The sequence below is a fragment of the Pseudooceanicola sp. genome (genome assembly GCF_029213205.1).
Lineage (GTDB): Bacteria > Pseudomonadota > Alphaproteobacteria > Rhodobacterales > Rhodobacteraceae > Pseudooceanicola.
The window spans coordinates 94,542-121,479 of the sequence record NZ_JARGNH010000006.1 but is presented as its reverse complement, the minus strand read 5'-3'; the positions used below and the strand labels follow the sequence as shown (position 1 = coordinate 121,479).

The window sequence follows — 26,938 nt, the reverse complement described above, 5'->3', positions numbered from 1 at the left end:
TCAAGGGGCGCCGCGCCAGTCGGTTACTTGGTGTATTCGGCGATCAGTGCCTTGGCTTCTTCGACCAGCGCCTTGGCATCCATGCCCTCTGCGGACATCTCGTCGATCCAGCCGCCTTCGATCCCGGCCGAGGCCTGGCGCCAGACATCGACCTGCTCAGGCGTCAGGGTGATGATGGTGTTGCCCAGATCCATGGCGATGTTGCGGGCCGGAGCGTCGTAGTCCTGCATCACCTTGCCCGCGAAGGCCGAGAAATCGGCGCCCGAGTTGTCATCGATCACCTTCTTCAGGTCATCCGGCAGCGCATCATACTTGCCCTTGTTCATCGCGAAGATGAACGTCGCGGTGTAAACTGAATCCTTGCCGAACTCGGTGTGGTTGTGCACCAGTTCGCCGACCTTCAGCGACGACGTCACCTCCCACGGGATCACCGTGGCATCGATCACCCCCTTGGACAACGCCTCGGGCACCGCCGGAACCGGCATGCCGACCGTGGTCGCGCCCAGCTCGGTAAACAGCTTGTTGGTCATCCGCGTCGGCGCGCGCAGCTTCACGCCGTTCAGATCTGCCGGCGTGGTCACCGGGTCGGTCGAATGGATCACCCCCGGACCATGCACCCAGAGCCCGAGCATCTTGAAGTCGGCGAAATCGGTATCCATGAAATGCTTTTCCGCCAGATCCCAATAGGCACGGCTGGTGGCCTCGGCATTGGTCATCATGAACGGCAGTTCGAACACCTCGGTCGAGGGGAAACGTCCCGGTGTGTAGCCGGGCAGGGTCCAGATGATGTCGGCGATGCCGTCGATCACCTGGTCGACCAGCTCGGGCGGACGACCGCCAAGCTGCATCGAAGGATAACGCTCGATCTTGATGCGTCCCTTGCTGTCGGCCTCAACCTTGTCGGCCCAGACATCCAGGACATGTTTTGGAACCGAGGCCTGTGCCGGCAGGAACTGGTGCAGTTTCAGCGTCACCTCCTGCGCCATCGCGGCGGTGCCCAGGATGGCAACGACGGCACTCGCCGCCAGGCCACGCGAAAAGGTCGTGAATTTGGTCATAAATGCCCCCCAAAAAAAGCCGACATTGCCCGAGATCGGATCGATGCCCCGGGGTTATTGCCGTCGCGCACAATGTGCAAGTGGATTAAGTTAGAGTCAATAATTGTTATGACTCATAGCATTTTTGCCCCCGCAATCCGGGCCGTGGATCCACCGGATCAGATGCCGCTGGCCCCCGGGGTCAGGATTTGCCGATCAACCCGACCGGCGCATCACAGGCTGGCGCGAAATCCAGCGGCGCGGTGTCACTCGCAGCGGTGGCGCGCTTGAACTCATAACGGATCTCGCCGGCCTCTTCATCCGAGGCGACAATCAGGCATTGAAACAAATGCCGGCCGCCGTCCAGAATATCGACAAATCCGCGCAGATGTGGCGCCACCTCGGCCTCGACAGAAAACCCGGCATCCCAGAACCGGATCACCGGATAGACGTCTTGCCCGTTGCGCACCCGCATCCGGCTGTTGCGGGCACGGACCAGCCGATGGGCAGCTTGCAGCCCTTCGTTCAGTTCTTTTGACAGATAAGTCGACATTTGGTGCCCTCGCTTGCGCCTGCCACAATGCCCGATCAGAGGGGCAGGTCAAGTTTCTTGCCACCTGCATTCGGCAACCGCCGGAAACAATCTATCAACAAATCACTTCAAAGCTGCGTCCTCGGCCGCAACACATGCGGCACCGCCGGATCATAGAGCGCCGACTCACGGAAATCCGCGATCTCGCCCAGCACCGGCCCGACCAGGATCAGCGCAGTGCGGGTGATCTTTTCGGTCCGCACCTTGGCGTGGATATCCGACAGGGTGCCACGAATGAACATCTGATCCGGCCAGCCAACCCGATAGGCCACCACCACCGGGCAATCGGCGCCGTAAAACGGCACCAGTTCCCGCTCGATCTGGCGCAGATTGCGCACCCCCAGATGGATTGCCAGGGTGGCGCCGCTGCGGGCGAAGTTCTCCAGCGTCTCGCCGGCAGGCATCGCGGTCGATTTCATCGACACCCGGGTCAGCACGATGGATTGCGCGATTTCCGGCACCGTCAATTCCTGCCCCAGCGCCGCCGCCGCCGCCGCATAGGCGGGCACCCCAGGCACGATCTGATAATCGATCCCATCGGCGTGCAACCGCCGGATCTGCTCGGCAATCGCGCCGTATAGCGACGGGTCACCCGAATGCACCCTTGCCACATCCTCGCCACGCCGATGCGCCGCCAGGATCTCGGCATGGGTGTCGTCCAGAGTCATCGGCGCAGTGTCCAGCACCCGGGCACCTGCCGGCGCCCCGGCCACCACCTCGGGCGGCACCAAGGACCCGGCGTAGAGGCAAACCGGACAGGCCGCGATCAGCCGCTGCGCCTTCAGCGTCAACAATTCCGGATCTCCCGGCCCGGCGCCGACAAAATATACCGTCATATCCTATCTCACTTCCTGTGGGTCGCGACCGGGCCAAGACCGCGCGCCACGCTCTGGCGCGGGTCCTCCTTGACGCGGACGCGACTCGCCCAACACTCGACCTGGCGCCAAGCGGGGCAAAGCCCCCCGCAAGCGCCTCTCAATCCTTCACCGCAACCCCGCCACCGGAGATGCCATCAAACAAACGCCCCACAAAGCCACATGACTCCTTCCCCCTTCAGGGGGGAAGGCCGGGATGGGGGCCGCCGCCACCAGAGCCCCCGCCGTCAATCCCCGTCCGGTCCGGTCGACAGGTCCCCGTCGATCCGCCGGGCATAGCCGCGCGGCGTATACATCCGTGGCCCCTCGCCCAGCGCCGCCAGACGTGAATTCGACGAGCCGACCAGAACCACTGTCAACATATCGACCTCATCCACCTGCAGATCCTCCAGCCGCCGATAGCGCAGCGCCTCATCCGCCCGGCCCAGATTGCTGGCCAGCAGCACCGGGGTCTCCGCCGGGCGATGGCGCAGCAGGATATCGCGCGCCTCAGCCAGCAGGGTGCGCCGGGTCCTGGACACCGGGTTGTAGAACGCAATCACGAAATCGCCCTCCGCCGCCGCCTGCAAGCGGCGCAGGATATCCGCGCGCGGGGTCAGCAGATCGCTCAGCGAGATCGCACAGAAATCGTGCCCCAGGGGCGCCCCCGCCCGCGCCGCCGCAGCCTGCAATGCACTGACCCCCGGCGAACAGACCACCTCGACCCGCCGCGCTGACGCGCTGACGCCACCGCTGGCCTGGTCCCGATCCAGCAATTCGAACACCAGCGCGCCCATCGCATAGATGCCCGCGTCGCCCGAACAGACCAGCGCGACGTCGCGCCCCTCACCCGCCCGTTCCAATGCATAGCGACAGCGCGCCTCCTCGCCGCCCAGCGGAAAGTCCGAGCGCGTCTTGCCACTGGCCAGCGGCCCCAGCAGATCGAGGTAAAGCCCGTAACCGACCAGCTCCTCGGCCTCGCTGACCAATTGCGACACCTCGGGCGTGCGCCAGGCCGCCTGGCCCGGCCCGATGCCGACCACCGACAGCCGTCCACGCCGCCGCCCGGCCAAACCCTCGATCACCCCGGGGACCACGGCCATCGCGCAGGTCGCATTGGCGCTCTTGCGCTTTGGCCAGCCCAGCACGCCACGCGGCCCCGCGCCGCACAGCGCCGCGCCTTCCGAAACGCCGTGACATCCGACCTCGGCAAACACCACATCTGACGGGGTCTCCAGCCGATCCGCCACCGCCTCCAGCTCCGCCGCGGTGAACAATCGCAGCGGCAGGCCCAACTTGGCCGCCAGCGCGATCACCGCCGGTTCATCCGCCTTCACGTCGAGGGTGTAGAGCGCCCGGATCGCGCCCGGCGCGGTCTCGCCATCGGCCAGCATCTCCATCACCAGCCGATCCAACTCCTCCGGCGGGCAGTTGCGCGAACAGCCGACGCCCAGGGCAAAGCGCTGCGGGTGAAAGGTCAGCACGCCCGTCGCCGGTGGCATCGTCGTGGCCTCGATCGCGACGACATCCCGCACCCCCTCGTCGCCGGGCGCGGCCAACGGCAACGCCTGCAACCAATCGGCCTTCGCCGCCTCATCCCCGTCGATCCGCGCCAGCCCGCCCGCCAGCAGCCGCGCCATCGCGTCCCGGGCCAGTTCCGGAGTGCCCAGCAGCCAGCCCGGCGGCGGCTCGTCCAGTGACAGACCCAGCGCCACCTCGCCCGCCGTGGTCACCGCCGCCCGGCCCTGCAACAATTCGGCCAGCTGCCGCGCCAGCCGGTTGGCGCCACGATGCCCGCCGAGCAGCGGCACCACGAAACCACCATCATCGCTGACCGAAACCACCGGCGGTTCGCCGCGCTTGTCAGCCAGCAGCGGCGCCACCGCACGGATCAGGATGCCGCTGGCGCAGATGCCGATCACCGGCCGCCCGGCGGCAAACATCGCGCGCGCAAAATCCAGCGCATCGGCAAAGGTCTCGTCGGCGCCCGGCACCCGGCCAACCCGCCCGAACAGCGGCACGCCCAGCCCGTCGGCCAGCCGCCGCGCCACCGCTTCGCCGGAACCGGACACCGCCATCACAATCGGGTTTAAAGCCACGGGTCTTCCCCTTTGGTCAGCAAGATCATTGAAAAATAGGGCACCGCCACCGCAGCCCCAGGTGCCAGATCACCCACCATCCCGGCCAGCGGCTGCACCCGCTGATTGGCCAGGGTGGCGCGTTCGACATAGACCGCGCGCCCAATCAGCCCGAGGTCATCCAGCACCGTACAGATCTTGCCCAGGTGCCGCCCGACCTTCATGATCGCCACCGCCTCGGCACCGACAATCCGATCCCGCAATTCGGCGGCAGGCAGGGTCCCGGCCAGAATCTCCAGCCGTTGATTGCGCGCCACCAGCGGCAGACCCGCCACCGCCGCACAGGCATTGACCGAACTCACCCCCGGCACCACCTCGACCCGGAACCGCCCCGACAGCCGGGCAAAGAGATACATGAACGAGCCATAAAAGAACGGATCTCCCTCGCAGAGACAGACCACATCGCGCCCCGCCGCCAGCCGCTCGGCAATCCGCGCCGCGCCAGCGTCATAGGCCGCCTGCGCCGGGGCCCGGTCGACCCGCATCGGCACATCCATCACGATCTCTTCGGCCGCCGCCGGAATCACCCCGGCGGCGATGGCCCGGGCGAAGCTCTCAGCCCCGGCCAGGGTCGGATAGGCGATCACCCCGGCCCCGGCGATCAACCGCGCCGCCTTCAGCGTCATCAATTCCGGATCACCCGGCCCAAGCCCGACACCGTAGAGCATCCCCGCCGCGCTCATCGTGCCGCCCCCGGCTTCAGCTTTCCCGAAATACTCCCGCCGGAGGCAGCCGCAGCCACCACAGGCGTCAAGGCCGGGACCGCCAGCGCCGTCATCGTTTCACCAGCGAATATTGCACCACCGGCATCAGTGGCCGCCAGCCGCGATAGGGTCCAACCGGATCGACGCGATGGATCTGCAAGCGCACCAGATCGCCACCGAATTCGCCATGCAGCGCCGCCAGGATCGCCTCGCTTTCCAGGGTCACCGCATTGGCCACCAGCCGCCCCAACGGACGCAGCGCCGTCCAGGCGGCCTCGAACACCGGGCGCGACAGCCCGCCGCCGATGAACACCGCATCCGGCGCGTCCAGCCCGGCCAATGCCTCTGGCACCGCACCGTCGATCAGCTGCAGCCGCGGCGTGCCCAGGGCCAACGCATTTGCCGCCGCCATCGCCCGCCGGTCGGCGCGCGGCTCGATGCCGATGGCGCGGGCATAGCCAGCGGCGCGCATCCATTCGACGGCGACCGAGCCGCAGCCGGTGCCGATATCCCAGAGCAAGGCACCGCGCATCGGCATCAGCTTGGCCAGGGTCGCGGCGCGCACCTCGCGCTTGGTCATCGTGCCATCATGCTGAAACAGCTCATCGGCCAGCCCCGGCACCCGCGGCAGCAATGCCGCATCCGGGGCGGCGACGCAGTCCACCGCCAGGGTGTTGAAGGCGGGTACGACATGGTCCCAGCTCTTGGCCAGCCCATCAAAACGCGCCTCGTCCTTGCCGCCCATGCTGGACAGCACCGTCATCGGGCTGTTGCCAAAGCCGCGCTCGGTCAGGAACCGCGCGATCTGGGCCGGGGTCTCGGCGCCGGTGGTCAGGATCAGCAGCCGCGCGTCGGGCTGGATAAAGGCGATCATCTGTTCGACCGGGCGGCCATGCACGGTCAGGGTTTCCAGATCCGCCATGCTCCAGCCCATCCGCGCCGCGGCCAGCTGAAACGCCGAGAGTTGCGGGTGATAGACGATCTCGCCCGGATCAATCGCCCGCCCGATCCGCGCCCCGACCGAGAACCACAAGGGATCGCCGGTGGCCAGCACCACGACCCGCCGCCCCTTGAGCCCGCGCAGCGTGTCGATCAGCGCATCGAACGGATGCGGCCAGGCCAGCCGCTCGGCGACAATCGAATCCGAAAGCCTGTGATGCCGGTCACCGCCAATGATCACCTCGGCCGCCTCGACCAGGGCCCTTGTGGCCGGGGTCAGCCCGTCGATGCCGTCCTCGCCAATGCCGACGATATGCAACCAGGGGATCACGCTCATGCCGCCTCCTCCGGCAAGCCCGCCGCCAGCGCGTTCACCGCCGCTGAGGCGATGGCCGAGCCGCCGCGCCGCCCGCGCAAGGCCACGAAATCGCAGCCGCGCGGGTTTGCCGCCAGTTCGGCCTTGCTCTCGGCCGCGCCGACGAAGCCGACCGGAAACCCGAGGATCACCGCCGGTTTCGGCGCCCCCTGGTCCAGCAGGTCAAGCAGATGAAACAGCGCCGTCGGCGCATTGCCGATCGCCACCACCGCCCCCTCCAGCCGGTCGGCCCAGAGCTCGACCGCCGCCGCCGAGCGGGTGGTGCCGAGGCGGGTGGCGAGATCCGGCACCCGGGGATCATTCAGGGTGACGATGACCTGGTTTTCGGCGGGCAGATAGCGTCGAATGATCCCGGCGCCAACCATTTCGCTGTCACAGAGCACCGGCGCCCCCGCCGCCAGCGCCGCCTGCCCCGCGGCATGGGCCTCGGGCGAAAATGCCAGCCGGTCCGCCACCTCGACCATGCCGCAGGCATGGATCAGGCGGATCGCCAAGCGCTGCATCCCCGGGGCGAACCGGTCCAGCCGCGCCTCGGTGCGCACAATGGCAAAGCTCTGCGCATAGATGCGGCTGGGGTCGGTTTCATAGGGGCGCAAGATACGGGCCTTTGCGATGCTGGTGGGGGCGGATGCCTCCGGCGGGAATATTTGTGGCAAGATGAAGCCGGGCGGGTCTATTTCGCGCTGCGCGCACTTTCGGGACCGTGCGGATGCTGCGCATGCGGGTAGTCGGGATGGGCATGGTCGTGGTGATGATCATGGTGGTGATCGTGACTGTGGCCATGATCGTGGTGGTGGTGATGGTGATGGTCATGCGCCGCCGTCTGCAAGCGGCATTCGCCGGTGCAAAAGCTGTCGCAGAGCAGACAATCGGCAACGTTGGAGCCGGGCGCGGCTGCGCCCTGGCCTTCGACATGGTGATGGTGGCTTTCCTGCGGCGCGCCGACCTCGGCCTCAAAGCCGAGCACTTCGGTGCGGTATTTGCACATCACACAGGTCGGCGGCGGCGCCGCGCCGGTGGCCGGGTGACCAGCCGCCAAGGCCCGTTCTTCGATCGAAACATGGAGATGGCCACCATCGCCCAGCGACAGGATCTGACTGCGATAGCGGCAGGTGGCGCAATTCGGCGGCGGCGGGCCGTCGATCTGTTCCACCACCCGTTCGGCAAAGGTTTCCAGCACCTTGTCATGGTCGTTGAGATAGCCCGCCTTGACGAACTCGATCTCGGGATGCGCGGCGGCGACCCGGTCGGTGAAGCCATAGATCCGGTCGATCAGGATGCCGGTGAACAGGAAATAGGGGAACACCACGATCCGTTTGTAGCCCAGCTTCGCCGCATGGGTCAGCACCGGTTCGACCAGCGGAAAGGTGACGCCGGAATAGCCGGTCTCGCACCAGCCAAAACCGAGGCCCTCGTGCAGCAGCCGGGCGATTTTCGCAACATTGGCATTGGCGTCCGGGTCCGAGGCGCCGCGCCCGATCACCACCAGGCAGGTTTCGGCCAGGGGCACCGGGCCGGTCTCGGCCAGCGCCGCGCGGATGCGCGCCCCGGCAGCGGCGACCATCTTGGGATCAACACCCAGCTCGCGGCCATAGCTGATCGCGATGCCATGCTCCGCCGCATAGGTGTTCAGCACCGTCGGAATGTCATTCTTGGCATGCATCGCCGCGAACAGCATCCCCGGCACCGCCAGAATCCGCTCGCACCCCTTGGCGCGCAGCCGGTCCAACCCGGCGCGGATTACCGGATTGGCGAATTCGAGATAGCCGTAATCGACTGGCCAGTCCGGTGGTAAAAGTGCGGGCAGCCGCTGCGCCAGCACCGCGAATTCATCCACCGCCGCCTGGCTGCGTGAGCCATGGCCGCAGATCATCACCCCGATTTTCGCCATGCTCAGGCGTCCTGCGCTTCGGCAAAGTCACCGTCTGCAAATTCGCCGTCGGCCTCGGCCTTTTCATCCGCATCGTCGCGGCGCCGACCTTTCAGCCCCTGCAACAGACCAATGGCAATCGCCGCGCCGATGGCGGCAGCGCCGAGCCAATGGCCGTGACCGGCAACCTCGGCCAGATGACCAGGATGGGCCATGACCACCTGCGGCAGCAGCGCCAGACCGGCGGCACTCAGGCTAAGTTGGAACGCGCGTGGCATCGTGACCCCCTTCAAACGTCGCAACGGAAAGGGGAAGGGGCCGCATCGCAGCGCCCGACGATCTGACCACTTGCGCCCCCGATATGGGTCAGCGCTGTGGCCTGCACCTTTCCGGCCCCGCCAGGGGCATCGTCACGACAGTTTATAGGCAGACCCCGGCCCGAGGGCAATTGGCAATCCCGACGCGATACGGCGCGGACGCGTCATCGACCCGCCCGTTGTACCAATTTTCTGGGGAAACAAGGTGCAGATCACCCGGCCAAGGCGTAGTGCTCGACCATCGCCGCCAGATCGTCGGGCGGGCTGTCCGCGCGCACCATGGCGCGGGCATTGACGCAATGGTTAAAGATCGAGCCGTCGGAAAAGAATGCCGAATTGGTGACAAAGATCACCTTGGCATCCGGCTGTCGGTAGCTGGCGAAATCGGACACCGCCAGCGCCGAGCCCTCGGTCAGGATCAGGTCCAGCACGATCACATCAAAGGGATCGCCGCGCAGCGCCTCGACCGCGCCGTCCTGGTCATGCACCAGCACCGTGTCACAGCCCTGCCGGTCCATGTGGCGCTGCCACAACCGGCCCAATTCGGGTTCGCTTTCAACGATCAATACTTTCATCTGCTCCTGGCCCTGTCATCCAATGCTCTGCGCTGCGGTCGTCGCCGCCTTGCGCCGGTGTCGGGGTTCGCGTTACACAATCGTCGCGCTGACCCCGCCGACTACATGAACAAACTCCGCCCGAGTTCCTAACAAAGGGTTAAAATTTGCCCTTCTGGGGTGCGACCATTGGTCGATGCGCGAGGAATTGCACAAGATTGGGCTGGGGATGCTCAAATTTTCACCTATCACCTAGAAATTCAACAGAAAACTGGCGCTGCTTGGCGTCACATTTCGGAGACCCGATGACCAGCTGGATCACCATTTGCGACACCTGCAAGCGCGACGACTCGGCCGATAAGGTCAGCGACACCACGGATGGCGAAAAGCTCGCCGATCTGATCGAGCCGCTGGCCGAGGCCGCCGGTCTACGCACCCGCCGGGTGTCCTGCCTGATGGGCTGCAGCCATTCCTGCAACATCGCGATCCAGGCGACGGGCAAGCTGGCCTATACTCTGGGCCGGTTCGAACCGCTGCCCGAGGCCGCCGAGGCGATTGTCGACTATGCCCGCCAGCATGCCGCCTCGGAGTCCGGACAAGTGCCGTTCCGTGCCTGGCCGCAGGGGGTGAAGGGACATTTCGTGACCCGCCACCCGCCGCTGCCCAAGAGCTGATATGGCAGTGGGGCGCGACCATGGCGGTGGCCTGGATGACGCCGCCGGGCGCTATGGCGGCGCGCGCGGTGAGTGGATCGACCTGTCCACCGGCATCAACCCGGTGCCTTATCCGATTCCGGAGCTGACGCCGGAGATCTGGCAGGCGCTGCCAGACCGGGGCGCATTGGCCCGGCTGACTAGCGCCGCGCGATGCCATTGGTCGGTGCCCGAAGGCGCCGATCTGCTGGCCCTGCCGGGGCTGTCGGCCGTCATTCCGCGCCTGCCCGCGCTGGCGCCGCCCGGACCTGTGGCGATACCGGGACCGACCTATAACGAATATACCCCCGCCTTTGCCCGCGCCGGATGGGATGTGCAGGACCGGGATCCGGCACCCGGCGATTCGGGCCTGGTGATCGTCTCGCCGAACAATCCGACCGGGCGTTGGCATATCGCGCCACCGCGCAGCATCGGGCTGCGGGTGATCGACGAGAGCTTTTGCGACACCGCGCCGGAGCGCAGCCTGATCGCCGAGGCCACACAGCCCGGCACCCTGATCCTGAAGGGTCTGGGCAAATTCTGGGGGCTGGCGGGCCTGCGACTCGGCTTTGCCATCGGAGACCCGGCGCTGATCGCAGAACTGCGCATCGCTTTCGGGCCCTGGAGCATCTCGGGCCCGGCTCTGGCGATCGGCGCGACGGCGCTGGATGATCCCGGCTGGGCCGAGGCCACCCGCGCCCGGCTGAATGCGGATGCCGCACGGCTGGACCGGCTGATGAACGCGACCGGCGCAGAACTCGCCGGTGGCACCAGCCTGTTTCGTCTATACACACTGCCCGACACATTGCCCGATGCGGCGACGCTGCAGGACCAATTGGCGCAGCAGCGGATCTGGACGCGGGTGTTTCCCTGGTCGCCGCGCCACATCCGACTGGGCCTGCCCGCGCCCGGCGACTGGGCGCGCCTGACCGACGCCCTGGCAGGGTGAACGATGTCGCTGGCCGCGATCCTCTGCCTGGCGCTGATCCTTGACGCTGTGGCGGGTGAGCCGGAGTGGCTCTGGTCGCGCCTGCCGCATCCTGCGGTGCTGATGGGCCGGGCCGTGACGATTTGTGAGAGCAGACTCAACCAGGGCCGCCAGCGGATCCTGCGCGGCGGCCTGGCGCTGGCGCTGCTGGTCCTGCTGGCACTCACCGCCGGATCGGCCATCGCCTGGCTTGGCCCCTGGGCCGAGGTGCTGGGCGCCGCGATCCTGCTGGCGCAGCGCTCGCTCTGCGATCATGTCAGCGCGGTGGCCGCCGCCCTGCGCCACTCGACCGAGGCCGCGCGCATCGCCGTCGCCCGGATCGTCGGGCGTGACACCGCCGGGCTGGATGATGCCGCCATCAGCCGCGCCGCCATCGAAAGCGCCGCCGAGAATTTCAGCGACGGGGTGGTGGCCCCGGCCTTCTGGTTTCTGATCGGCGGGTTGCCCGGCCTCGCCGCCTACAAGATGGTGAACACCGCCGACAGCATGATCGGCTATCGCACCCCGCGCTATGAGGCATTCGGCAAACTCGCAGCGCGCACCGACGATCTGATGAATCTGATCCCGGCGCGGCTATCGGCATTGTTGATCGCGCTGCTGACCGGCGGCTTGCGGCAATGGCCCGCGATCCGCGCCGAGGCACGCCGCCACCGCTCGCCCAATGCCGGTTGGCCCGAGGCGGCCATGGCCCGCGCCGTCGACACCGCCCTGTCGGGGCCGCGTGCCTATGACGGGCAAATGCGCGACTATGCCTTTGTTCATCCGGACGGCACCCACAGCCCCGGCCCCGGCCAGATCGAGGCCGCGGTGCAGGTGCTCTGGCGAGTCTGGGCGGCGATCTTGATTGCCGCAACCCTGGCGGCGCTGCTGGTGGTGGTGATCTGAGCATTGCCCAAATCCGCCAGACTGCTAGGTTCGCCCGATATTTCGATCATCCAGAGGACCTTATGAAATCCATTTCCGCCGCTCTCATTGCCCTGACCCTCAGCGCCAGTGCCGCCACCGCCCAATGTGGCGGCGCCTTCTCCGGCTTTGTCGCTGGGCTGAAACAAGAGGCCGTCGCCAGGGGCCATGCGCCCGCCCAGGTGAACCGGTTCTTTGCCAATGTGCGCCAGGATGGAGGGGTGCTGAAAGCCGACCGCGCCCAGGGGGTGTTTCAGCTGGATTTCACCACCTTCGCCCGGCGTTTGATTTCCGCCAACCGGATGCAGGTCGGGCGGAAAAAGGCGCGGAGCTACGCCCGGGTTTTTGACCGGGTCGAGCGTGACTTTGGTGTGCCGCCTGGGGTGCTGCTGGCCTTCTGGGCGTTTGAAACCGATTACGGGGCGTTTCAGGGAGATTTCAACACCCTGAACGCGCTGGTCACCCTGGCCCATGATTGCCGCCGCCCCGAGCTGTTCCGCCCGCAAATCTTTGCCGCGCTCAGCCTCTATGAACGCGGCGACTTCGACCCGAAAACCACCACCGGCGCCTGGGCCGGAGAGATCGGCATGGTGCAGATGCTGCCTGCCGATATCCTGGAAAACGGCACCGATGGTGATGGCGATGGCCATGTCGATCTGAAACGTTCCGCCCCCGATGCGCTGATGTCCGGCGGCAAGATGCTGCAGCGGCTGGGCTGGCGGGCCGGTGAGCCCTGGATGCAGGAGGTGCGGGTGCCGGCCAATCTCGACTGGTCGCTGTCCGGCCTCGATCATCAGATGTCCGCCGCCGATTGGGCGCGGCGCGGGGTGCAGCCGCGCGATGGCGGGATGCTGGCGCCGTCGCTGCCCGCCTCGCTGTTGCTGCCGCAGGGGCGTCACGGGCCGGCCTTCCTCGCCTATCCGAATTACCGGGTCTATTTCGAGTGGAACCAAAGCTTTGTCTATGTGATGACCGCCGCCTATTTCGCCACCCGGCTGATGGGCGCCCCGGTGTTTGACGCAGGCAATCCCGATCCCGGCCTGTCAGGACCACAGATGAAGCAATTGCAGCGCAAGCTGGCCGCGCGCGGCTATGACGTGGGCAAGGTTGACGGCATCCTCGGCGAAAAGACCCGCGAGGCGGTGCAGCAAATGCAGATCAAACTGGGCTTGCCCGCCGACGCCTGGCCGACCCGGGATCTGCTCGGGTGGCTCTGAGCCATTCACCGGGCCGGGGTCAGACATCCGACCCCGGCCCGGCAGCGCGCTGGCGTGATCAGAAGCCGATGCGCTTTTCGAACAGCATCACCAATTCACGCCACAGATCGAGGTAATAGGCGAAATTCTCGCGCCCCATACCATCGGCGCGCATCAGCACATCCATCTGGATGCGCGGATAGCCCTCGTTATTCAGGAAAGCCCGTGCATAGGCGTATTCCTGCATGAAACCGTTCAGTTCCTTGAAATCCACCTGCCGGTTCAACTTGTACCCGGTGTGAAAACGCAGGGCGCGGCAGCCGCCTTCGCGGTCGCAATTCAGAAAGAAAATCCAGATCGGCGATTTGGATATTTTTGAGCGGATCAACGGGTTGCCCGATGAATCGGTTTCCAGGATTGCCTGAAATCCAGCGGCCTGAATCGCGTCGCGGATCGATTCCGGGTTGTTGGCCAGCAGGTTGGTCGTGGCGGCAGGCGATCCGCCCGGCCCCGGCGGCTGTGGCGCATCACCGCCCGGTGCCGGTCGGCTGATCCCGGCACCGCCATCGTCAGGCGGCTGACCTCCGGCATCGGGCGGCGCATCCGGGTTACCCGGGGTGCCGCCGGTGATCGGGATCAACCCCTGCGACAGGGCCGGGCCACTGCAGACCATGGCAAGCGCAAGGGCGAACGAAACGATGCGGGGAGAAAAATGTTTCATGTCAAACTCTCGGATCAATGCAGGCTGACCCTAGGACACCGCATTGCCCCAGCATCGGTCAAGTCCGGAATCCTTCACCCGTCGGGTGTCGCCGCCCGGGTGTTCAGGCCGCCAGCGCCTCGGCCTTTTTCAGATCGACCGAGACCAGCTGGCTGACGCCCTGTTCCTGCATTGTCACCCCGAACAACCGATCCATCCGCGCCATTGTCACCGCATGGTGGGTGATGATCAGGAACCGTGTGTCGGTGCGGCGGCACATTTCGTCGAGCAGGTCGCAGAAGCGGTTCACATTGGCATCGTCCAGCGGCGCGTCGACCTCGTCCAGCACGCAGATCGGCGCCGGGTTGGCCAGGAACACCGCAAAGATCAATGCCAGCGCGGTCAGGGTCTGTTCGCCCCCTGACAGCAAGGAAAGAGTGGCCAGGTTCTTGCCCGGCGGCTGGCACATGATTTCCAGCCCGGCCTCAAGCGGATCGTCGCTTTCGACCAGCAACAGATTGGCCTCGCCGCCGCCAAAGAGATGGTTGAACAGCAGCGCGAAATTGCTGTTTACCTGCTCGAACGCCGTCAGCAGCCGTTCGCGCCCCTCGCGATTCAGGCTGGCGATGCCACCGCGCAGCGCCTGAATCGCCGCTTCCAGATCGGCCTTTTCGTGGATCAGCTGCGCATGTTCGCCGGCGACCTCTTTCATATCCTCTTCGGCGCGCAGATTGACCGCGCCCAGCGCGTCGCGCTGACGTTTCAGCCGGTTCACATCCGCCTCGATCAGATCGGCGGCGGGCATCGCATCGGGATCGGTGTCGAGGCTTTCCAGCAGGGTCTTGGGCGACAGTTCGGTGTCATCGGCGATCCGCTCGGCGGCGGCGCTGACCGCTTCGGCGGCGGCTTCGGCGCGGGCTTCGGCGGCGGCGCGGGCCTCTCGCGCGTCCGAGGCGTCGCGTTCGGCCTGACGTTCCGCCGCGACGGTTTCGCGGGCGCGCGCCTCGGCCGCCGCCAGCGCATCGGCAGCGTTGCGGCGGCGGGTCTCGGCCTCGACGATACCAGCGTCGAGCTTGTCACGTTCCGCCGCCAGCCCGGCGGGCACATCCGCCGCCTCGACCAGCTCGGCCTCGGATTGCACCTTGCGGGTGTTCAACTCGCCGACCCGCTGACCGGCGCTGTCCAGCCGGGCGGTCCAGCTGGCCAGTTCCTTGGCAACCTCGGCGGCGCGTTTCACCCGCGCCTCGCCATCGCGGCGCAGCTCATCATGCGCCGCGCGGCGCGACATCATCGCCATCCGCGCGCCTTCGACCGCCAGCTTGATCTGCTCGGCGGCGGTGCGGGCGGCGCCGAGATCGCCCAGATCGGCCATCGCCTTTTCCGCCTCGGCCAATTGCTTGCGCGCGGTCATCGCGTCTTCTTCGTGGCGCTGCACCGACAGCCCCAGGCTCTCCAACCGGCTCTCGGCGAGGTTCTGATCGGCCTCGGCGCGGGACAGGGCGCGGGCGGCCTCAGCAACCAGCCGGTCGGCATCGCGGCGGGCCTGACGGGCGGCCTTGTCGGCCTCGGCCAGATCGGCCAGCCGCTTGGCCAGATGCTCATGCGCAGCGCGGGCGCCTTCGGCCCGGTTGCCGGCCCGCTCCAATTCCTGCTTCAGCTCTTCCAGCCGGTTCAGCTGTTGCAGCCGCAGCGCGGCGGTCGAGGGCGCATCCTCGGCCCAGGCGCGCAGCCCGTCCCAACGCCAGAGATCACCCTCGGCGGTGACCAGACGCTGGCCGGGTTTCAGCAGCGCCTGCAGCCGCGCGCCTTCCTCGGCCTCGACCACACCGATCTGGCTGATCCGGCGGTGCAGCACCTCGGGCACGGTGACGAAATTCGCCAGCCCCTGCACCCCGGCGGGCAATTCCTGCGCCGCGCCATAGCCTGGCAGCCGGGTCCAGCCCGAGGGGCCATCCTCGTCCACCACCGGCGCGCGCAGATCATCGGCCAGAGCCGCGCCCAGTGCCTTTTCATAGCCCGGGCGCACCTTGACCAGATCCATCACCTGGCCGCCCTCGGCGGTGTCGCGGGCCACCAGCCGGGCCAGCGCCTGCACCTCGGCCTGAAGCGCATTCATCTCGCCCTCGGCGGCCGAACGTTCGGCCCGTGCCTCGGCCTCGCGCGACTGGGTGTCGGCGCGGGCGGTTTCGGCGGCCAGCAATGTCTCTTCGGCATTGAGCGCGGTGGCCTGGGCCGTCGCCTCGGCGGCCTTGGCCGCGGCCTGCGCCGCCTCGGCGCCCTGCAACAGCTTGCGCGAGTCAGCCACCGCCGCATTGGCCTTGGCCGCCTCGCCCTCAGAACGCGCCAGCATCTTGCGGCTGTCATCGAGAAAGCGATGCGCCGATTGATGGCGGGCGGCCAGCCGCGCCACGTCTTCGGTCAGCTGCGACAGCTCGCCCTCACGCTCCTGCAACAGCGCCGCCGCTTCGCGCGCCGCCTCGGCGGCGGTTTCCAGCGCCACAGCATGGCCGTCACCGGCGCTGGCCAGCGTCGCGCGCTCGGCCTCCAGCCGGGCGATGGTTTCGCCGGCGTCGCGGTTCAACCCGGCCTCGCGCTCCATATCATGCAAGAGCTGGGCGATCCGCGCCTTCAGCGCCTCGATCCGCTCAACCGCCCGCGCTTCACGTTCAGCCAGCGTGTCGCGTTCGACCTGCAGGCGTTGCAAGACGGCGGCGGCAATCGCCTCTTCTTCGCGCTTGGGCGGCAGCGCCACCTCTGCCGCTTCGCGCGCCTTGGCAGCGTTGCGGGCGGCGGCCTCGCCCTGGGCGGCGGCGCTGGTGCGCTCGCGCAGCAGGGTCAGCGCGGTGTTGCGCGCCTCATCCGCCTCGCGCCAGCGCCGATAGAGCAACATGCCCTCGGCCTGGCGCAGATCGGCACCGATGGCGCGATAGCGCGCGGCCTGGAGGGCCTGCCGTTCCAACTGCGCCAGCTGTGCCGCCAGCTGTTCGACCACGTCATCGACCCGCAGCAGGTTCTGCTCGGCCGCGTTCAATTTCAACTCAGCCTCGTGACGCCTTTGATAAAGGCCCGAAATCCCCGCCGCTTCCTCAAGAATCCGGCGCCGGTTCTTGGGTTTGGCGTTGATCAATTCGCTGATCTGGCCCTGGCGCACCAGCGCCGGGGAATGCGCCCCGGTCGAGGCATCGGCGAACAGCATCTGCACATCGCGGGCGCGCACATCCTTGCCGTTGACCTTGTAGGCCGATCCGACATCGCGGGTGATCCGGCGGATGATTTCGACATGATCGTGATCATTGAACCCGGCCGGGGCCAGACGTTCGGAATTGTCCAGATGCAACTGCACCTCGGCGAAGTTGCGCGCCGGGCGGCTGGAGGCCCCGGCAAAGATCACGTCTTCCATACCGCCGCCACGCATTGCACTGGCGCGAGTCTCGCCCATCACCCAGCGCAGCGCCTCCAGCAGGTTGGATTTGCCACAGCCATTTGGCCCAACCACGCCGGTCAAACCGTCCTGAATTGACAATTCAGTCGGATCAACAAAGCTTTTGAAGCCGGTCAGTCTGAGTTTGGAAAACCGCAATAGCCTACCCTGCCGGGTGATTCCCGTTGTCCTTGAGCGTGCCGGGCCGGGCCGGGTTGAGTCAATCACTGGCGAACTGGATATGGCGTAATCCCGCCAGTTATCCACAAGATATGGCCGACCGAGGGGAAATCCCCGCCCTGGCCTTATCTCCAGGCCTTCCACGCCGCCCTGGCCTTAACCGCGGTGATCGGCAATGAGCGCATCCTTGCGCCGACCGGCTTGGCGATGCGCAAACAACCGGCGGGCTGGCGCGGTGAAATCGGGGGCCCGCTGCACCCCGGCGCGGATTCACCTTGACCTCGCCCCCCGCGCGCCTGCAAGAAGGTGAGGCACGGTTCCCCAACAAGAACGCAAAGCGTTCGGGGATAATCGGGAATGCGGAACGGATGACCCATATCGGGATCCCGAGCCGCAGCCGCCCCCGCGACTGTGAAGCGGTGAGCGGGCCATCATCAGCCACTGGGAAACCGGGAAGGCGACGGCCCGTATCGACCCGCCAGCCAGGAGACCGGCCGTGCGTTGGAAACCGAATGCCGCTGTCGGGTGTGACGGCGAAGGAGATAGAGACAATGCATATCGAACCCGGAATCGTTCACGGCGCCAAAATGGTGCTCAGCTATGCCACCGCCGCAGGCGCTGGCGCCTGGGCCCTGAAACAGGGCTGGGACACGTTGAAGGACAAGGGCCTGGTGTCGCTCGCCAGCCGCACCGCACTTGCCGCCGTCGCGGTGTTCAGCTTTTTCGAATTGCTGCCGCATTATCCGGTTGGCGTGTCCGAGGTGCATTTCATCCTCGGCTCGACCCTGTTTCTGCTGCTCGGCGCCGCGCCTGCGGCCTTTGGTCTGGCGCTTGGTCTGCTGTTGCAGGGGATGTTTTTCGCGCCCTTCGATCTGCCGCAATATTTCATCAACGTGACCACGGTGCTGGTCCCGCTGTTTGCGGTCAAGGCGCTGGCCGACCGGCTGATCCCGCGCGACACCGCCTATGTCGACATCAGCTATAAGGACGCGCTGGCGCTTTCCACCGCCTATCAGGGTGGCGTCGTTCTCTGGGTGGCCTTCTGGGCCTTCTACGGTCAGGGCTTTACCGCCGCGACCACCGCAAGCGTCTTTACCTTTGGTGGCGCCTATATGCTGGTCGTGCTGATCGAACCGATTGCCGATCTCGCGGTGCTGGCCGCTGCCAAATCGCTGCGCGGGCTGGAACGCGCCGGGCTGACCACGCCCCGGCTGTTCAACGCCGGCTGAGCGTCGATCCGACCGAAAGCAACGGGCCGGGGCTTGCCCCCGGCCCCAGACGTTTTGAGGGGCCGTTTCGCCCCCGCAGCCTCATGGGATCGTCATGCCTGCCAAAACCCCCGCCACCATCATCACCGGCTTTCTCGGCGCCGGGAAAACCACCCTTATCCGCCATATGCTGACCCATGCGGGCGGCAAGAAAATCGCGCTGATCATCAATGAATTCGGCGATCTCGGCGTCGATGGCGAGTTGTTGAAAGGCTGCAATGACGAGGCCTGCACCGCGGATGATATCCTTGAGCTCTCCAACGGCTGCATCTGCTGCACCGTGGCCGAGGATTTCATCCCGACCATGGAAAAGCTGCTCGACCGGCCCGACCGGCCCGATCACATCGTCATCGAAACCTCGGGCCTGGCGCTGCCACAGCCGCTGATCCGCGCCTTCAACTGGCCGGGAATCTCGACCCGGGTGACGGTTGACGGGGTGGTGACCGTGGTCGATGGCCCGGCGCTGCGCGATGGCCGCTTTGCCCATGATGTGGCGGCGGTGGACGCCGCCCGCAGCGCCGATGACAGCCTCGATCACGACACCCCATTGTCGGAACTGTTCGAAGATCAGCTGACCTGCGCCGATATGGTGGTGATGAACAAGGCCGACCTGCTGTCCGAGGCGGAGACCACCCGCATCCTTGCCGATCTGGGCGGCGCCACCCGTGACGGCGTGCATGTGGTTGCCGCCTCGATGGGCGCGCTGCCCATCGCGGTGCTGCTGGGAATGAATTCCGGCGCCGAGGCCGACACCGAAGCCCGGCACGAGCTGCACCACCATCATCACCATGATGATGATGACGAAGATGATCATGCGGACGACGACCATCATCACGATCACGGCCATGACGAATTCGAAACCTTTGTCATCACCCGTGGCGAAATCAGCGATCCCGCGGCCTTTGCTGCGGCCGTGACCGAGACCATCCGCAGCCATGACATCCTGCGGCTGAAAGGCTTTGCCGCCGTCACCGGCAAGCCGATGCGCCTGACCCTGCAAGCGGTCGGTCCCCGGGTCGACAGCTATTTCGACCGTCCCTTTGGCGCTGAGGCGCGGGAAACCCGGCTGGTGGTGATCGGCCAGGCCGGGCTTGACCGTGCCGCAATCACCCGCGAGCTGAGCCGGTGATCATCGTCGAGCCTGGTGATCCGGGCAGCCCCGCCGCCCGGCATCTGCTGGGCCAGAGCCATGCGCTGATGCGTGCCGAATTCCCGGCCGAGAGTAACCATTTCCTGTCGATCGACGCGCTGACCGCCGCCAATATCCGGTTTCTCATCGCCCGCCGGGGCGCGGTGGTGATCGGCTGTGCCGCGCTGGCCCTTTGCGAGGGCTATGGCGAGGTCAAATCGATGTTCGTCGATCCCGCCGCCCGAGGCAGCGGCGCCGCCAAGGCGCTGATGCGCGCGCTTGAGGATCTGGCCCGGGCCGAGGACCTGCCGCTGATCCGGCTGGAAACCGGCGACACCCTGCACGCCGCCCAGGCGCTCTATCGCGCCCATGGCTTTGCCACCTGCGGCCCGTTCGGCGCCTATCGCGAAGACCCGCGTTCGGTCTTCATGGAAAAACGGCTGACCTAGCCCGACCGAAAGCGACAGACCCACCGCCATGCACCTTCTCGCCGCCACCCCCGGATCCCATGACGACGGTGACGATCCTGTCGATCTGAACCAGACCCCGGCGGATCTGGTGGTGATCTCGGCGGCCGACACCGAACTCGCGGCGCTGTCGGCGGCCCGCGCCGATCTGGCCGCAGCCCCCGGTCTGCGGCTGGCCAATCTCACCCATCTGCGCCACCCGATGTCGGTCGATCTGCATCTCGACCACTGCGCCACAAAGGCGCGACTGGTGGTGATCCGGCTGCTCGGCGGCAGCGGCTATTGGCGCTATGGCGTCGATCAATACTGCGCCCGGTTGCATGCCGCCGGGGTGCCGCTGGCGTTGCTGCCCGGCGATGACAAGCCGGACAACGAACTTCGCGCCCTGTCCAGCGTTGCCGATGCGGATTACGACCGGCTCTGGTCCTATCTGGTCGAAGGCGGGCCGGACAATGCCAGCAATTTCCTGGCCCATGCGGCGCATATGCTCGACGGTGGCGCGCCGCCCGCCGCCCCGGCGCCGCTGCTGCGCGCCGGGCTCTACTGGCCTGGCGACCCGGCCCCGACCCTGGCGGAGCTGCGCGGCCATTGGCCAAACAATGCCGCCGTGGTGCCGATCATATTCTACCGGGCATTGCTGCAGGGCGCCGGGCTGAACCCGATCAACCGGCTGACCAAGGCGCTGCTGCGCGAAGGGTTGGCGCCGATGCCGATCTTTGTCGCCTCGCTGAAGGATCCGATCTCCACCGCCACGCTCGAACATCTGTTCGCCGCCGCGCCACCCGCCGTGATCCTCAACGCCACCGCCTTTGCCACCGGCACTCCGCATCAGGGTGACGACGGTGCAGCCAACCCGCTGGCCACGGCCAGCGCCAATGCCGCACCGGTGTTCCAGATCGTGCTTTCCGGCGGCACCGAAGAGGCCTGGGAAAGTGGTCTCAGCGGCCTGTCGGCGCGCGACATCGCGATGAATGTCGCCCTGCCCGAGGTCGATGGCCGCATCCTGTCGCGTGCCATCAGCTTTAAGGACGCAGCCTATTTCGACGCGGCCACCCAATGCCCGATTGCCACCTACCGGGCGCGCGGCGACCGCATTGATTTCGTCGCCGCCCTGACCCGGCGCTGGTGCGCCCTGCGCACCAAACCGGCCAGCCAGCGCCGTGTCGCCCTGGTGCTGGCCAATTACCCCAACAAGGACGGCCGCCTGGCCAATGGCGTCGGCCTCGACACCCCCGCCGCGACGGTTCATGCCCTCCAGCTGCTGACCCGCGACGGCTATCGCGTCGATGCCGCGCCGAACGACAGCGCCGCGCTGATGCAGGCGATCCTTGCCGGCCCGACCAACTGGCTCACCGACCGGGCCGAGCGCAGCGGCGGGGTCGCGCTGCCGCTCTCGACCTATCTCGACCACTTCAACGCCCTGCCCTGGGCGGTGAAACAAAAGATCACCGATCGCTGGGGCAGGCCCGAAGATGACCCCTTCATCTTGCCACGAATAGTCCCCCCGGAGGGGCGCGCGTCACCCGAACCCGACGCTGCGGCGCCCGCGTTCAAGCTCTCGGTACTGACCTACGGCAATGTTGTCGTCGGCCTGCAACCGGCACGCGGCTATAACATCGATCCCACCGACACCTACCATTCGCCGGACCTGGTGCCGCCGCATAATTACCTCGCCTTCTACATCTGGCTGCGCGAGGCCTTCGGCGCCGATGCCATCGTCCATATGGGCAAGCACGGCAATCTGGAATGGCTGCCCGGCAAGGCGCTGGCGCTGTCCGAAAGCTGCCTGCCCGAGGCGGTGCTCGGCCCGATGCCGCATATCTACCCGTTCATCGTCAACGATCCCGGCGAAGGCACCCAGGCCAAGCGCCGCACCCAGGCGGTGATCATCGACCATTTGACGCCGCCGCTGACCCGCGCCGAAAGCTATGGCCCGATGCGCGATCTCGAAGCGCTGGTCGATGAGTATTACGAGGCGGCAGGCGTCGACCCCCGCCGCATCGCCCATCTGCGCCGCGAAATCCTGTCGCTGACCGCCGCCACCGGGCTGGACAAGGATGCCGGGATGTCAGGTGCTGACGCCGACAGCGATCTGGCCAAGCTCGACGCGTTCCTCTGCGAGTTGAAAGAGGCCCAGATCCGCGACGGTCTGCATATCTTCGGACACACGCCCGAAGGCCGCCTGCGCCGCGATCTGCTGATCGCCCTGACCCGGATCCCGCGCGGCGATGGCACGGGCGGCGACGCCTCGCTGCTCCGCGCGCTGGCGGCCGATCTCGGCCTCGATTTCGATCCGTTGGATTGCGACATGGCCGCGGCCTGGGACGGCCCGCGCCCGGCGGCACTGGCGGCCCTGTCACCGGCGAGCTGGCGCAACCAGGGCGACACGGTCGAACGGCTGGAGTTGTTGGCGATCGACTTGCTCGACCAACCGGCACCCGCTGCTCCCGGTCCCGCCAGTGCTGCCGTCCTTTCCGCCCTCGTCAGCCGTATCGCCCCGGCGCTCGACGCCTGCGGACCGGGCGAAGCCGCGGGCCTGCTCACCGCCTTGGCCGGGCGTTTCGTCGCCCCGGCGCCCTCCGGCGCGCCGACAAGGGGGCGGCTGGATGTGCTGCCGACCGGGCGCAATTTCTATTCGGTCGACAGCCGTGCAGTGCCAAGCCCGACCGCCTGGGCCTTGGGCTGGAAATCCGCCAACCTCTTGATCGAAAAGCACCTGCAGACCCAGGGCGACTGGCCTCGGTCGCTGCTGCTGACCGCCTGGGGCACCGCCAATATGCGCACCGGCGGCGACGACATTGCCCAGGCGCTGGCCTTGATGGGGGTGAAACCGCAATGGGACAGTGCCAACCGCCGGGTCACCGGGTTCGAGATCCTGCCGCTCTCGATCCTCGCCCGGCCCCGCGTCGATGTCACCCTGCGTATCTCCGGCTTCTTCCGCGACGCCTTTCCGCAGCTGATCGCGCTGATCGACCGCGCCGCCCGCGCGGTGCAGGCGCTCGATGAACCCGCCGAGATGAACCCGGCCGCCGCCCGCGCCCGGGCCGGCGAACCGGTGGCGCGGGTCTATGGCGCCAAACCCGGCGCCTACGGGGCCGGGCTGCAGGCGCTGATCGACGAACGGCTCTGGGCCGACAAATCCGACTTCGCCGAGGCCTATCTGACCTGGGGCAGCTACGCCTATGCCGCCGACTCCGAGGGAACCGCCGACCGCGACGGCTTTGAAACCCGGCTGAAACAGGCCGAGGCGGTGGTGCAGAACCAGGACAACCGCGAGCACGATCTCCTCGACAGCGACGATTATTACCAATTCGAAGGCGGCGCGGCGGCGGCGATCCACAGCCTGCAAGGCCAGGATCGCCCGATCTATCACAACGATCATTCCCGCCCCGAACGCCCGGTGATCCGCACTTTGGACGAAGAGATCTCCCGCGTCATCCGCTCGCGCGTGGTCAATCCGAAATGGATCGACGGGGTGAAACGCCATGGCTACAAGGGCGCTTTCGAAATCGCTGCCACGGTGGATTATCTGTTCGCCTTTGCCGCCACCACCGGCGCGGTGCAGAACCACCATTTCGATCTGGTCGAAGAGGCGTTTCTGAACGACGAAGTCACCCGCCAGTTCATCGCCGACAACAACCCCGCCGCCCTGCGCGAGATTGCCGAACGCCTGCAAGAGGCGATCGATCGCGGCCTCTGGACGCCGCGCTCCAACTCGGCCCGCGCCCGGATCGCCGGAATCGCCACCGCCTAAGAAAACTGACGCCCCTGCTTCCTCTGGTCTGAAATATCCTCGGGGGGAATCGGCCATCGGCCGATGGGGGGCAGACAGCCCCCCGCCTCCCCGCAGACCACGATGCAGACCACGATTTCACCGCGCGGCTCGATGACCCGACGGCGGTGCACCCGGTGAGGTCCTTTCATGCCGAGGCCCCCCTGCCCCGGATGCCCGGCCGCTGAAACCCGGTGCCTCAGCCGCGCTGCGCCGCCCGGATCTCGCGTTCCAGCGCCTCCAGGAACCGCGACCGGTCAGCCTTGGAAAACGGTCGACCGCCGCCTTGGCGGAACGGATCGGCGGCGCGCAGATCGGTCATCAGATCGCGCATCGCCAGCACCTGGCCGATGTTGCGGGCATCCAGCACCTCGCCATTCGGCTTCAGCACCCGCGCCCCGGCCTCGACGCAGCGCGCCGCCAGCGGGATGTCCTGGGTGACCACCACATCGCCCGGTCCGGCGCGCTCGGCAATCCACATATCCGCCGCATCCGGCCCGGCGGCGACCACCATGATCTCGACCAGCGGATTGGCCGAGGGGCGAATGCCGCCGTTCGAGACCAGCAGCATCCGCAGCCCATGGCGGCTCGCCACCCGCTCGGCCTCGGCCTTCACCGGGCAGGCGTCGGCATCGATATAGATGACGCTCATCCGCGCAGCGCCGCGCCGTGAAAGCGGACATGTTCGGCGATGAAACTCGCCACAAAGAAATAGCTGTGGTCATAGCCCGGTTGGATCCGAAAGCTGCCGGCCTGGCGCCGGGCCGCCGCCGCAGCGAACAGGGTTTCCGGGCGCAGCAGGTCAAGGAATTCATCGCCGCCGCCCTGATCGACCAGCACCGGCCCGTTAAAGCCGCGCGCCGCCATCAACAGGCTGGCATCATGCGCCTGCCAGCGCGCCTCATCTGCACCCAGATAGGCACCAAATTGCTTGCGCCCCCAATCCGAGCCACAGGGATTGCAGATCGGCGCGAAGGCCGAGACCGAGCGGAACCGCCCCGGCAAGGCCATCGCCAGGGTCAGCGCCCCGTGTCCGCCCATCGAATGCCCGGTGATCGCCTGGCGCGACATGTCCAGAGCGAAGTCTTCCGCCAGAACCTCGGGCAAATCCTCTGTCAGGTAGTCCCACATCTGGAAATGTTCGGCCCAGGGCGCTTCGGTCGCATTCACATAGAACCCCGCCCCCTGGCCCAGATCATAGGCCGGGTCATCGGCGACGGCGGCACCGCGCGGCGAGGTGTCGGGAAACACCAGCGCGATCCCCTGTTCGGCGGCCCAGCCCTGCGCCCCGGCCTTGAACATCGCATTCTCATGGCTGCAGGTCAGCCCGGAGAGATACCACAGCACCGGCACCGGCGCGCGTGCCGCCGCCTCGGGCAGGAACAGGCCAAAGGTCATCTCGCATTTGGTCACTGCGCTGGCATGGGCATAGACCCCCTGCACCCCGCCAAAGCACCGGTTCTCTGAAATCACCCGCATCCGCATCTCACCTTTTCACATCTCACCCCTGCATAGCGAACCCGGACCGGCGATGCACCCTGCCGCTTCTTCTGGTTCCAAACATCTTTGGCGGGGGGATCGGCCAAAGGCCGATGGGGGCAGACAGCCCCCGGCCCGTCAGGATTAGAAGATCGTCAATATCTCATCCAGCGGCTTCTTGATCTTGGCCACCGCCGGCACCGTCGCATTCTCAGCCGGATGCCCGACCGCCAGGATCATCACCGGCTTTTCACTTTCTGGCCGATTGCAGAGCCCATTCAGAAACCGCATCGGATTTGGCGTATGGGTGAGACAGGACAGCCCGGCATTGTGCAGCGCCGCGATCAGGAACCCGGTGGCGATGCCGACACTTTCCGGCACATAGTAATTCTTGTAGCGGTTGCCCTGTCGGGTCACCCCGTAGCGTTGTGCAAAGACCACGATCAGCCAGGGCGCCACCTCGAGATGCGGCTTGTCGACCCCGGTGCCGATCGGCTCCAGCGCCTTCAGCCATTCCTCGCCGCCACCGCCGGCATAGAATTTCTGTTCTTCCACCTCGGCCGCCCGGCGGATTTCGGCCTTCATGCCGGGATCGGCAATCGCCACGAAATGCCAGGGCTGGTGATTGGCCCCAGAGGGTGCCCGCCCCGCCGTGGCGATGCAATCGGCAATTACCGCCGCCGCCACCGGCCGGTCGGAAAACGCGCGGATGCTGTGCCGCCGCTTCATCAGATCGAAAAATTCCGCAGCCTTTTCCGCCATCTCGCTGTCGCTCAGATCGCGGCGATCCGGCAACGGGACCGGTTCGTAACTGACCTCGCCTTCATGATACATGGGCCACCTCCTGAGCAAAGCATCGCAGGCCCGGGGCTGCCGTCAACCCACCGGGAAGCCGCCGGGATTTTGCGACAGGTTCCCGGGCGGAAACCAAAGTTGTGGCGGCAGTATAAATCCATATTGACGGATCAAACGACTCAGCATAACGAATTGAATCGCGGCGGCTTTTATGGGCGCGCCGCGGTATCATCCATGGACAAATCATGAGTCATTATTCTGTTATCGCCGCTCTGGCGATCCTCTTGGGTGGCACCATTGCGACCCAGGCCGCTTCCCCTATTACCTGCACTTTCCATGGCGGTGCCCCCGGCGCTGCGGACAGCGAAGGCAACACCGGTCCGTTCCAGCCCAATGGCAACGAATATGTCGCCGAAGCAGCAACCGTGCGCGACGCGGCCACGGCGGCCCGTGCCTCCTGCAAGGCCGGTGAGGAACTGGGGTCGCAAGGCTGCCAGCTCATCGCCTGCGTCAACCCGGACGCCGCCCCAGCTGACGGCACCGCGCCGAAAAGCTGATCCCGACTGG

At 66.7% G+C, this 26,938-nt stretch carries 24 protein-coding genes and 1 riboswitch; of the genes, 9 read left to right on the top strand and 15 right to left on the bottom strand.

Features of this window, described 5'->3' with window-relative positions:
- Positions 1-23 precede the first annotated feature (23 nt).
- The 10 genes from P1U48_RS07110 to P1U48_RS07065 all read right to left on the bottom strand — a co-directional run bounded on the left by P1U48_RS07110 (position 24) and on the right by P1U48_RS07065 (position 9,402).
- Positions 24-1,058 carry a TRAP transporter substrate-binding protein gene (locus tag P1U48_RS07110; RefSeq protein WP_301068243.1) on the bottom strand — a complete coding sequence of 345 codons (1,035 nt, stop codon included), beginning with the start codon at positions 1,056-1,058 and terminating at the stop codon, positions 24-26.
- 181 nt (positions 1,059-1,239) lie between these two features.
- Complete coding sequence (locus tag P1U48_RS07105) at positions 1,240-1,590, bottom strand: hypothetical protein (protein ID WP_301068242.1); 351 nt, start codon at positions 1,588-1,590, stop codon at positions 1,240-1,242.
- A 107-nt stretch (positions 1,591-1,697) separates the two neighbouring features.
- A complete protein-coding gene (gene cobM / locus P1U48_RS07100; protein ID WP_301068241.1) occupies positions 1,698-2,465 on the bottom strand; it encodes a precorrin-4 C(11)-methyltransferase in 768 nt (255 codons plus the stop codon).
- A 266-nt stretch (positions 2,466-2,731) separates the two neighbouring features.
- On the bottom strand, positions 2,732-4,582 hold the full coding sequence (cobJ, locus tag P1U48_RS07095) for a precorrin-3B C(17)-methyltransferase (protein ID WP_301068240.1): 1,851 nt from the start codon (positions 4,580-4,582) through the stop codon (positions 2,732-2,734).
- Positions 4,573-5,304: a precorrin-2 C(20)-methyltransferase gene (gene cobI / locus P1U48_RS07090; protein WP_301068239.1), complete on the bottom strand. Its 732-nt coding sequence runs from the start codon at positions 5,302-5,304 to the stop codon at positions 4,573-4,575. Before cobI ends, cobJ begins: the two co-directional genes overlap by 10 nt.
- A 91-nt stretch (positions 5,305-5,395) precedes the next feature.
- A complete protein-coding gene (gene cbiE, locus P1U48_RS07085) occupies positions 5,396-6,601 on the bottom strand; it encodes a precorrin-6y C5,15-methyltransferase (decarboxylating) subunit CbiE (protein ID WP_301068238.1) in 1,206 nt (401 codons plus the stop codon).
- Positions 6,598-7,236 (bottom strand): precorrin-8X methylmutase, encoded by a 639-nt coding sequence (locus P1U48_RS07080; RefSeq protein WP_301068237.1) that lies wholly within the window; start codon positions 7,234-7,236, stop codon positions 6,598-6,600. Before P1U48_RS07080 ends, cbiE begins: the two co-directional genes overlap by 4 nt.
- Positions 7,237-7,313: 77 nt before the next feature.
- Positions 7,314-8,531: a sirohydrochlorin chelatase gene (locus P1U48_RS07075; protein WP_301068236.1), complete on the bottom strand. Its 1,218-nt coding sequence runs from the start codon at positions 8,529-8,531 to the stop codon at positions 7,314-7,316.
- A 2-nt stretch (positions 8,532-8,533) separates the two neighbouring features.
- On the bottom strand, positions 8,534-8,788 hold the full coding sequence (locus P1U48_RS07070; protein ID WP_366142868.1) for a DUF6732 family protein: 255 nt from the start codon (positions 8,786-8,788) through the stop codon (positions 8,534-8,536).
- A gap of 251 nt (positions 8,789-9,039) precedes the next feature.
- A complete protein-coding gene (locus P1U48_RS07065; RefSeq protein WP_301068235.1) occupies positions 9,040-9,402 on the bottom strand; it encodes a response regulator in 363 nt (120 codons plus the stop codon).
- A gap of 284 nt (positions 9,403-9,686) precedes the next feature.
- Here P1U48_RS07065 and P1U48_RS07060 point away from each other — a divergent pair, with 284 nt between their 5' ends.
- From P1U48_RS07060 to P1U48_RS07045, 4 genes are all read left to right on the top strand, one after another.
- Positions 9,687-10,055, top strand: a complete 369-nt coding sequence (locus P1U48_RS07060) for a DUF1636 domain-containing protein (protein WP_301068234.1) — start codon at positions 9,687-9,689, stop codon at positions 10,053-10,055.
- A gap of 1 nt (position 10,056) precedes the next feature.
- A complete protein-coding gene (locus P1U48_RS07055; protein WP_301068233.1) occupies positions 10,057-11,022 on the top strand; it encodes a threonine-phosphate decarboxylase in 966 nt (321 codons plus the stop codon).
- Between the two features lie 3 nt (positions 11,023-11,025).
- A complete protein-coding gene (gene cbiB, locus P1U48_RS07050; protein ID WP_301068232.1) occupies positions 11,026-11,946 on the top strand; it encodes an adenosylcobinamide-phosphate synthase CbiB in 921 nt (306 codons plus the stop codon).
- 62 nt (positions 11,947-12,008) lie between these two features.
- A complete protein-coding gene (locus P1U48_RS07045) occupies positions 12,009-13,181 on the top strand; it encodes a lytic murein transglycosylase (RefSeq protein ID WP_301068231.1) in 1,173 nt (390 codons plus the stop codon).
- A gap of 58 nt (positions 13,182-13,239) precedes the next feature.
- Here the strand turns inward: P1U48_RS07045 and P1U48_RS07040 are convergent, their stop codons facing one another.
- The gene (locus P1U48_RS07040) at positions 13,240-13,881 is read right to left on the bottom strand and encodes a YbjN domain-containing protein (RefSeq protein WP_301068230.1); all 642 of its coding nucleotides are present in this window, start codon (positions 13,879-13,881) and stop codon (positions 13,240-13,242) included.
- 103 nt (positions 13,882-13,984) lie between these two features.
- Positions 13,985-17,440 carry a chromosome segregation protein SMC gene (gene smc / locus P1U48_RS07035; protein WP_301068229.1) on the bottom strand — a complete coding sequence of 1,152 codons (3,456 nt, stop codon included), beginning with the start codon at positions 17,438-17,440 and terminating at the stop codon, positions 13,985-13,987.
- A gap of 318 nt (positions 17,441-17,758) precedes the next feature.
- A riboswitch (cobalamin riboswitch) is annotated at positions 17,759-17,975 on the top strand.
- Between the two features lie 37 nt (positions 17,976-18,012).
- Between smc and P1U48_RS07030 the strand changes: the two genes are divergently transcribed.
- The 4 genes from P1U48_RS07030 (at position 18,013) to cobN (ending at position 24,079) form a co-directional block, all read left to right on the top strand.
- A complete protein-coding gene (locus P1U48_RS07030; RefSeq protein WP_301068228.1) occupies positions 18,013-18,690 on the top strand; it encodes an energy-coupling factor ABC transporter permease in 678 nt (225 codons plus the stop codon).
- 94 nt (positions 18,691-18,784) lie between these two features.
- On the top strand, positions 18,785-19,858 hold the full coding sequence (cobW, locus tag P1U48_RS07025; protein ID WP_301068227.1) for a cobalamin biosynthesis protein CobW: 1,074 nt from the start codon (positions 18,785-18,787) through the stop codon (positions 19,856-19,858).
- Complete coding sequence (locus tag P1U48_RS07020) at positions 19,855-20,307, top strand: GNAT family N-acetyltransferase (protein ID WP_301068226.1); 453 nt, start codon at positions 19,855-19,857, stop codon at positions 20,305-20,307. The genes cobW and P1U48_RS07020 overlap by 4 nt, the downstream gene beginning before the upstream one ends.
- A gap of 28 nt (positions 20,308-20,335) precedes the next feature.
- Complete coding sequence (gene cobN / locus P1U48_RS07015) at positions 20,336-24,079, top strand: cobaltochelatase subunit CobN (protein WP_301068225.1); 3,744 nt, start codon at positions 20,336-20,338, stop codon at positions 24,077-24,079.
- Positions 24,080-24,296: 217 nt separating this feature from the next.
- Here the strand turns inward: cobN and P1U48_RS07010 are convergent, their stop codons facing one another.
- The 3 genes from P1U48_RS07010 to P1U48_RS07000 form a co-directional block, all read right to left on the bottom strand.
- Positions 24,297-24,749 (bottom strand): YaiI/YqxD family protein, encoded by a 453-nt coding sequence (locus P1U48_RS07010; RefSeq protein ID WP_301068224.1) that lies wholly within the window; start codon positions 24,747-24,749, stop codon positions 24,297-24,299.
- Positions 24,746-25,576 carry an S-formylglutathione hydrolase gene (gene fghA / locus P1U48_RS07005; protein WP_301068223.1) on the bottom strand — a complete coding sequence of 277 codons (831 nt, stop codon included), beginning with the start codon at positions 25,574-25,576 and terminating at the stop codon, positions 24,746-24,748. The genes P1U48_RS07010 and fghA overlap by 4 nt, the downstream gene beginning before the upstream one ends.
- A gap of 144 nt (positions 25,577-25,720) precedes the next feature.
- Positions 25,721-26,410, bottom strand: a complete 690-nt coding sequence (locus P1U48_RS07000; RefSeq protein ID WP_301068222.1) for a nitroreductase family protein — start codon at positions 26,408-26,410, stop codon at positions 25,721-25,723.
- Positions 26,411-26,616: 206 nt separating this feature from the next.
- Here P1U48_RS07000 and P1U48_RS06995 point away from each other — a divergent pair, with 206 nt between their 5' ends.
- Complete coding sequence (locus P1U48_RS06995; protein ID WP_301068221.1) at positions 26,617-26,928, top strand: hypothetical protein; 312 nt, start codon at positions 26,617-26,619, stop codon at positions 26,926-26,928.
- Positions 26,929-26,938: the final 10 nt, after the last annotated feature.

Coding starts and splice junctions, on each gene's coding strand:
- cobI (WP_301068239.1), bottom strand. CDS start 5,304: ATGAGCGCGGCGGGGATGCTCTACGGTGTCGGGCTTGGGCCGGGTGAT.
- P1U48_RS07110 (WP_301068243.1), bottom strand. CDS start 1,058: ATGACCAAATTCACGACCTTTTCGCGTGGCCTGGCGGCGAGTGCCGTC.
- P1U48_RS07010 (WP_301068224.1), bottom strand. CDS start 24,749: ATGAGCGTCATCTATATCGATGCCGACGCCTGCCCGGTGAAGGCCGAG.
- P1U48_RS07075 (WP_301068236.1), bottom strand. CDS start 8,531: ATGGCGAAAATCGGGGTGATGATCTGCGGCCATGGCTCACGCAGCCAG.
- P1U48_RS07040 (WP_301068230.1), bottom strand. CDS start 13,881: ATGAAACATTTTTCTCCCCGCATCGTTTCGTTCGCCCTTGCGCTTGCC.
- P1U48_RS07070 (WP_366142868.1), bottom strand. CDS start 8,788: ATGCCACGCGCGTTCCAACTTAGCCTGAGTGCCGCCGGTCTGGCGCTG.
- P1U48_RS07105 (WP_301068242.1), bottom strand. CDS start 1,590: ATGTCGACTTATCTGTCAAAAGAACTGAACGAAGGGCTGCAAGCTGCC.
- P1U48_RS06995 (WP_301068221.1), top strand. CDS start 26,617: ATGAGTCATTATTCTGTTATCGCCGCTCTGGCGATCCTCTTGGGTGGC.
- P1U48_RS07055 (WP_301068233.1), top strand. CDS start 10,057: ATGGCAGTGGGGCGCGACCATGGCGGTGGCCTGGATGACGCCGCCGGG.
- cbiB (WP_301068232.1), top strand. CDS start 11,026: ATGTCGCTGGCCGCGATCCTCTGCCTGGCGCTGATCCTTGACGCTGTG.
- P1U48_RS07060 (WP_301068234.1), top strand. CDS start 9,687: ATGACCAGCTGGATCACCATTTGCGACACCTGCAAGCGCGACGACTCG.
- P1U48_RS07000 (WP_301068222.1), bottom strand. CDS start 26,410: ATGTATCATGAAGGCGAGGTCAGTTACGAACCGGTCCCGTTGCCGGAT.
- P1U48_RS07030 (WP_301068228.1), top strand. CDS start 18,013: ATGCATATCGAACCCGGAATCGTTCACGGCGCCAAAATGGTGCTCAGC.
- cobN (WP_301068225.1), top strand. CDS start 20,336: ATGCACCTTCTCGCCGCCACCCCCGGATCCCATGACGACGGTGACGAT.
- fghA (WP_301068223.1), bottom strand. CDS start 25,576: ATGCGGGTGATTTCAGAGAACCGGTGCTTTGGCGGGGTGCAGGGGGTC.
- cobW (WP_301068227.1), top strand. CDS start 18,785: ATGCCTGCCAAAACCCCCGCCACCATCATCACCGGCTTTCTCGGCGCC.
- cbiE (WP_301068238.1), bottom strand. CDS start 6,601: ATGAGCGTGATCCCCTGGTTGCATATCGTCGGCATTGGCGAGGACGGC.
- P1U48_RS07065 (WP_301068235.1), bottom strand. CDS start 9,402: ATGAAAGTATTGATCGTTGAAAGCGAACCCGAATTGGGCCGGTTGTGG.
- P1U48_RS07045 (WP_301068231.1), top strand. CDS start 12,009: ATGAAATCCATTTCCGCCGCTCTCATTGCCCTGACCCTCAGCGCCAGT.
- cobM (WP_301068241.1), bottom strand. CDS start 2,465: ATGACGGTATATTTTGTCGGCGCCGGGCCGGGAGATCCGGAATTGTTG.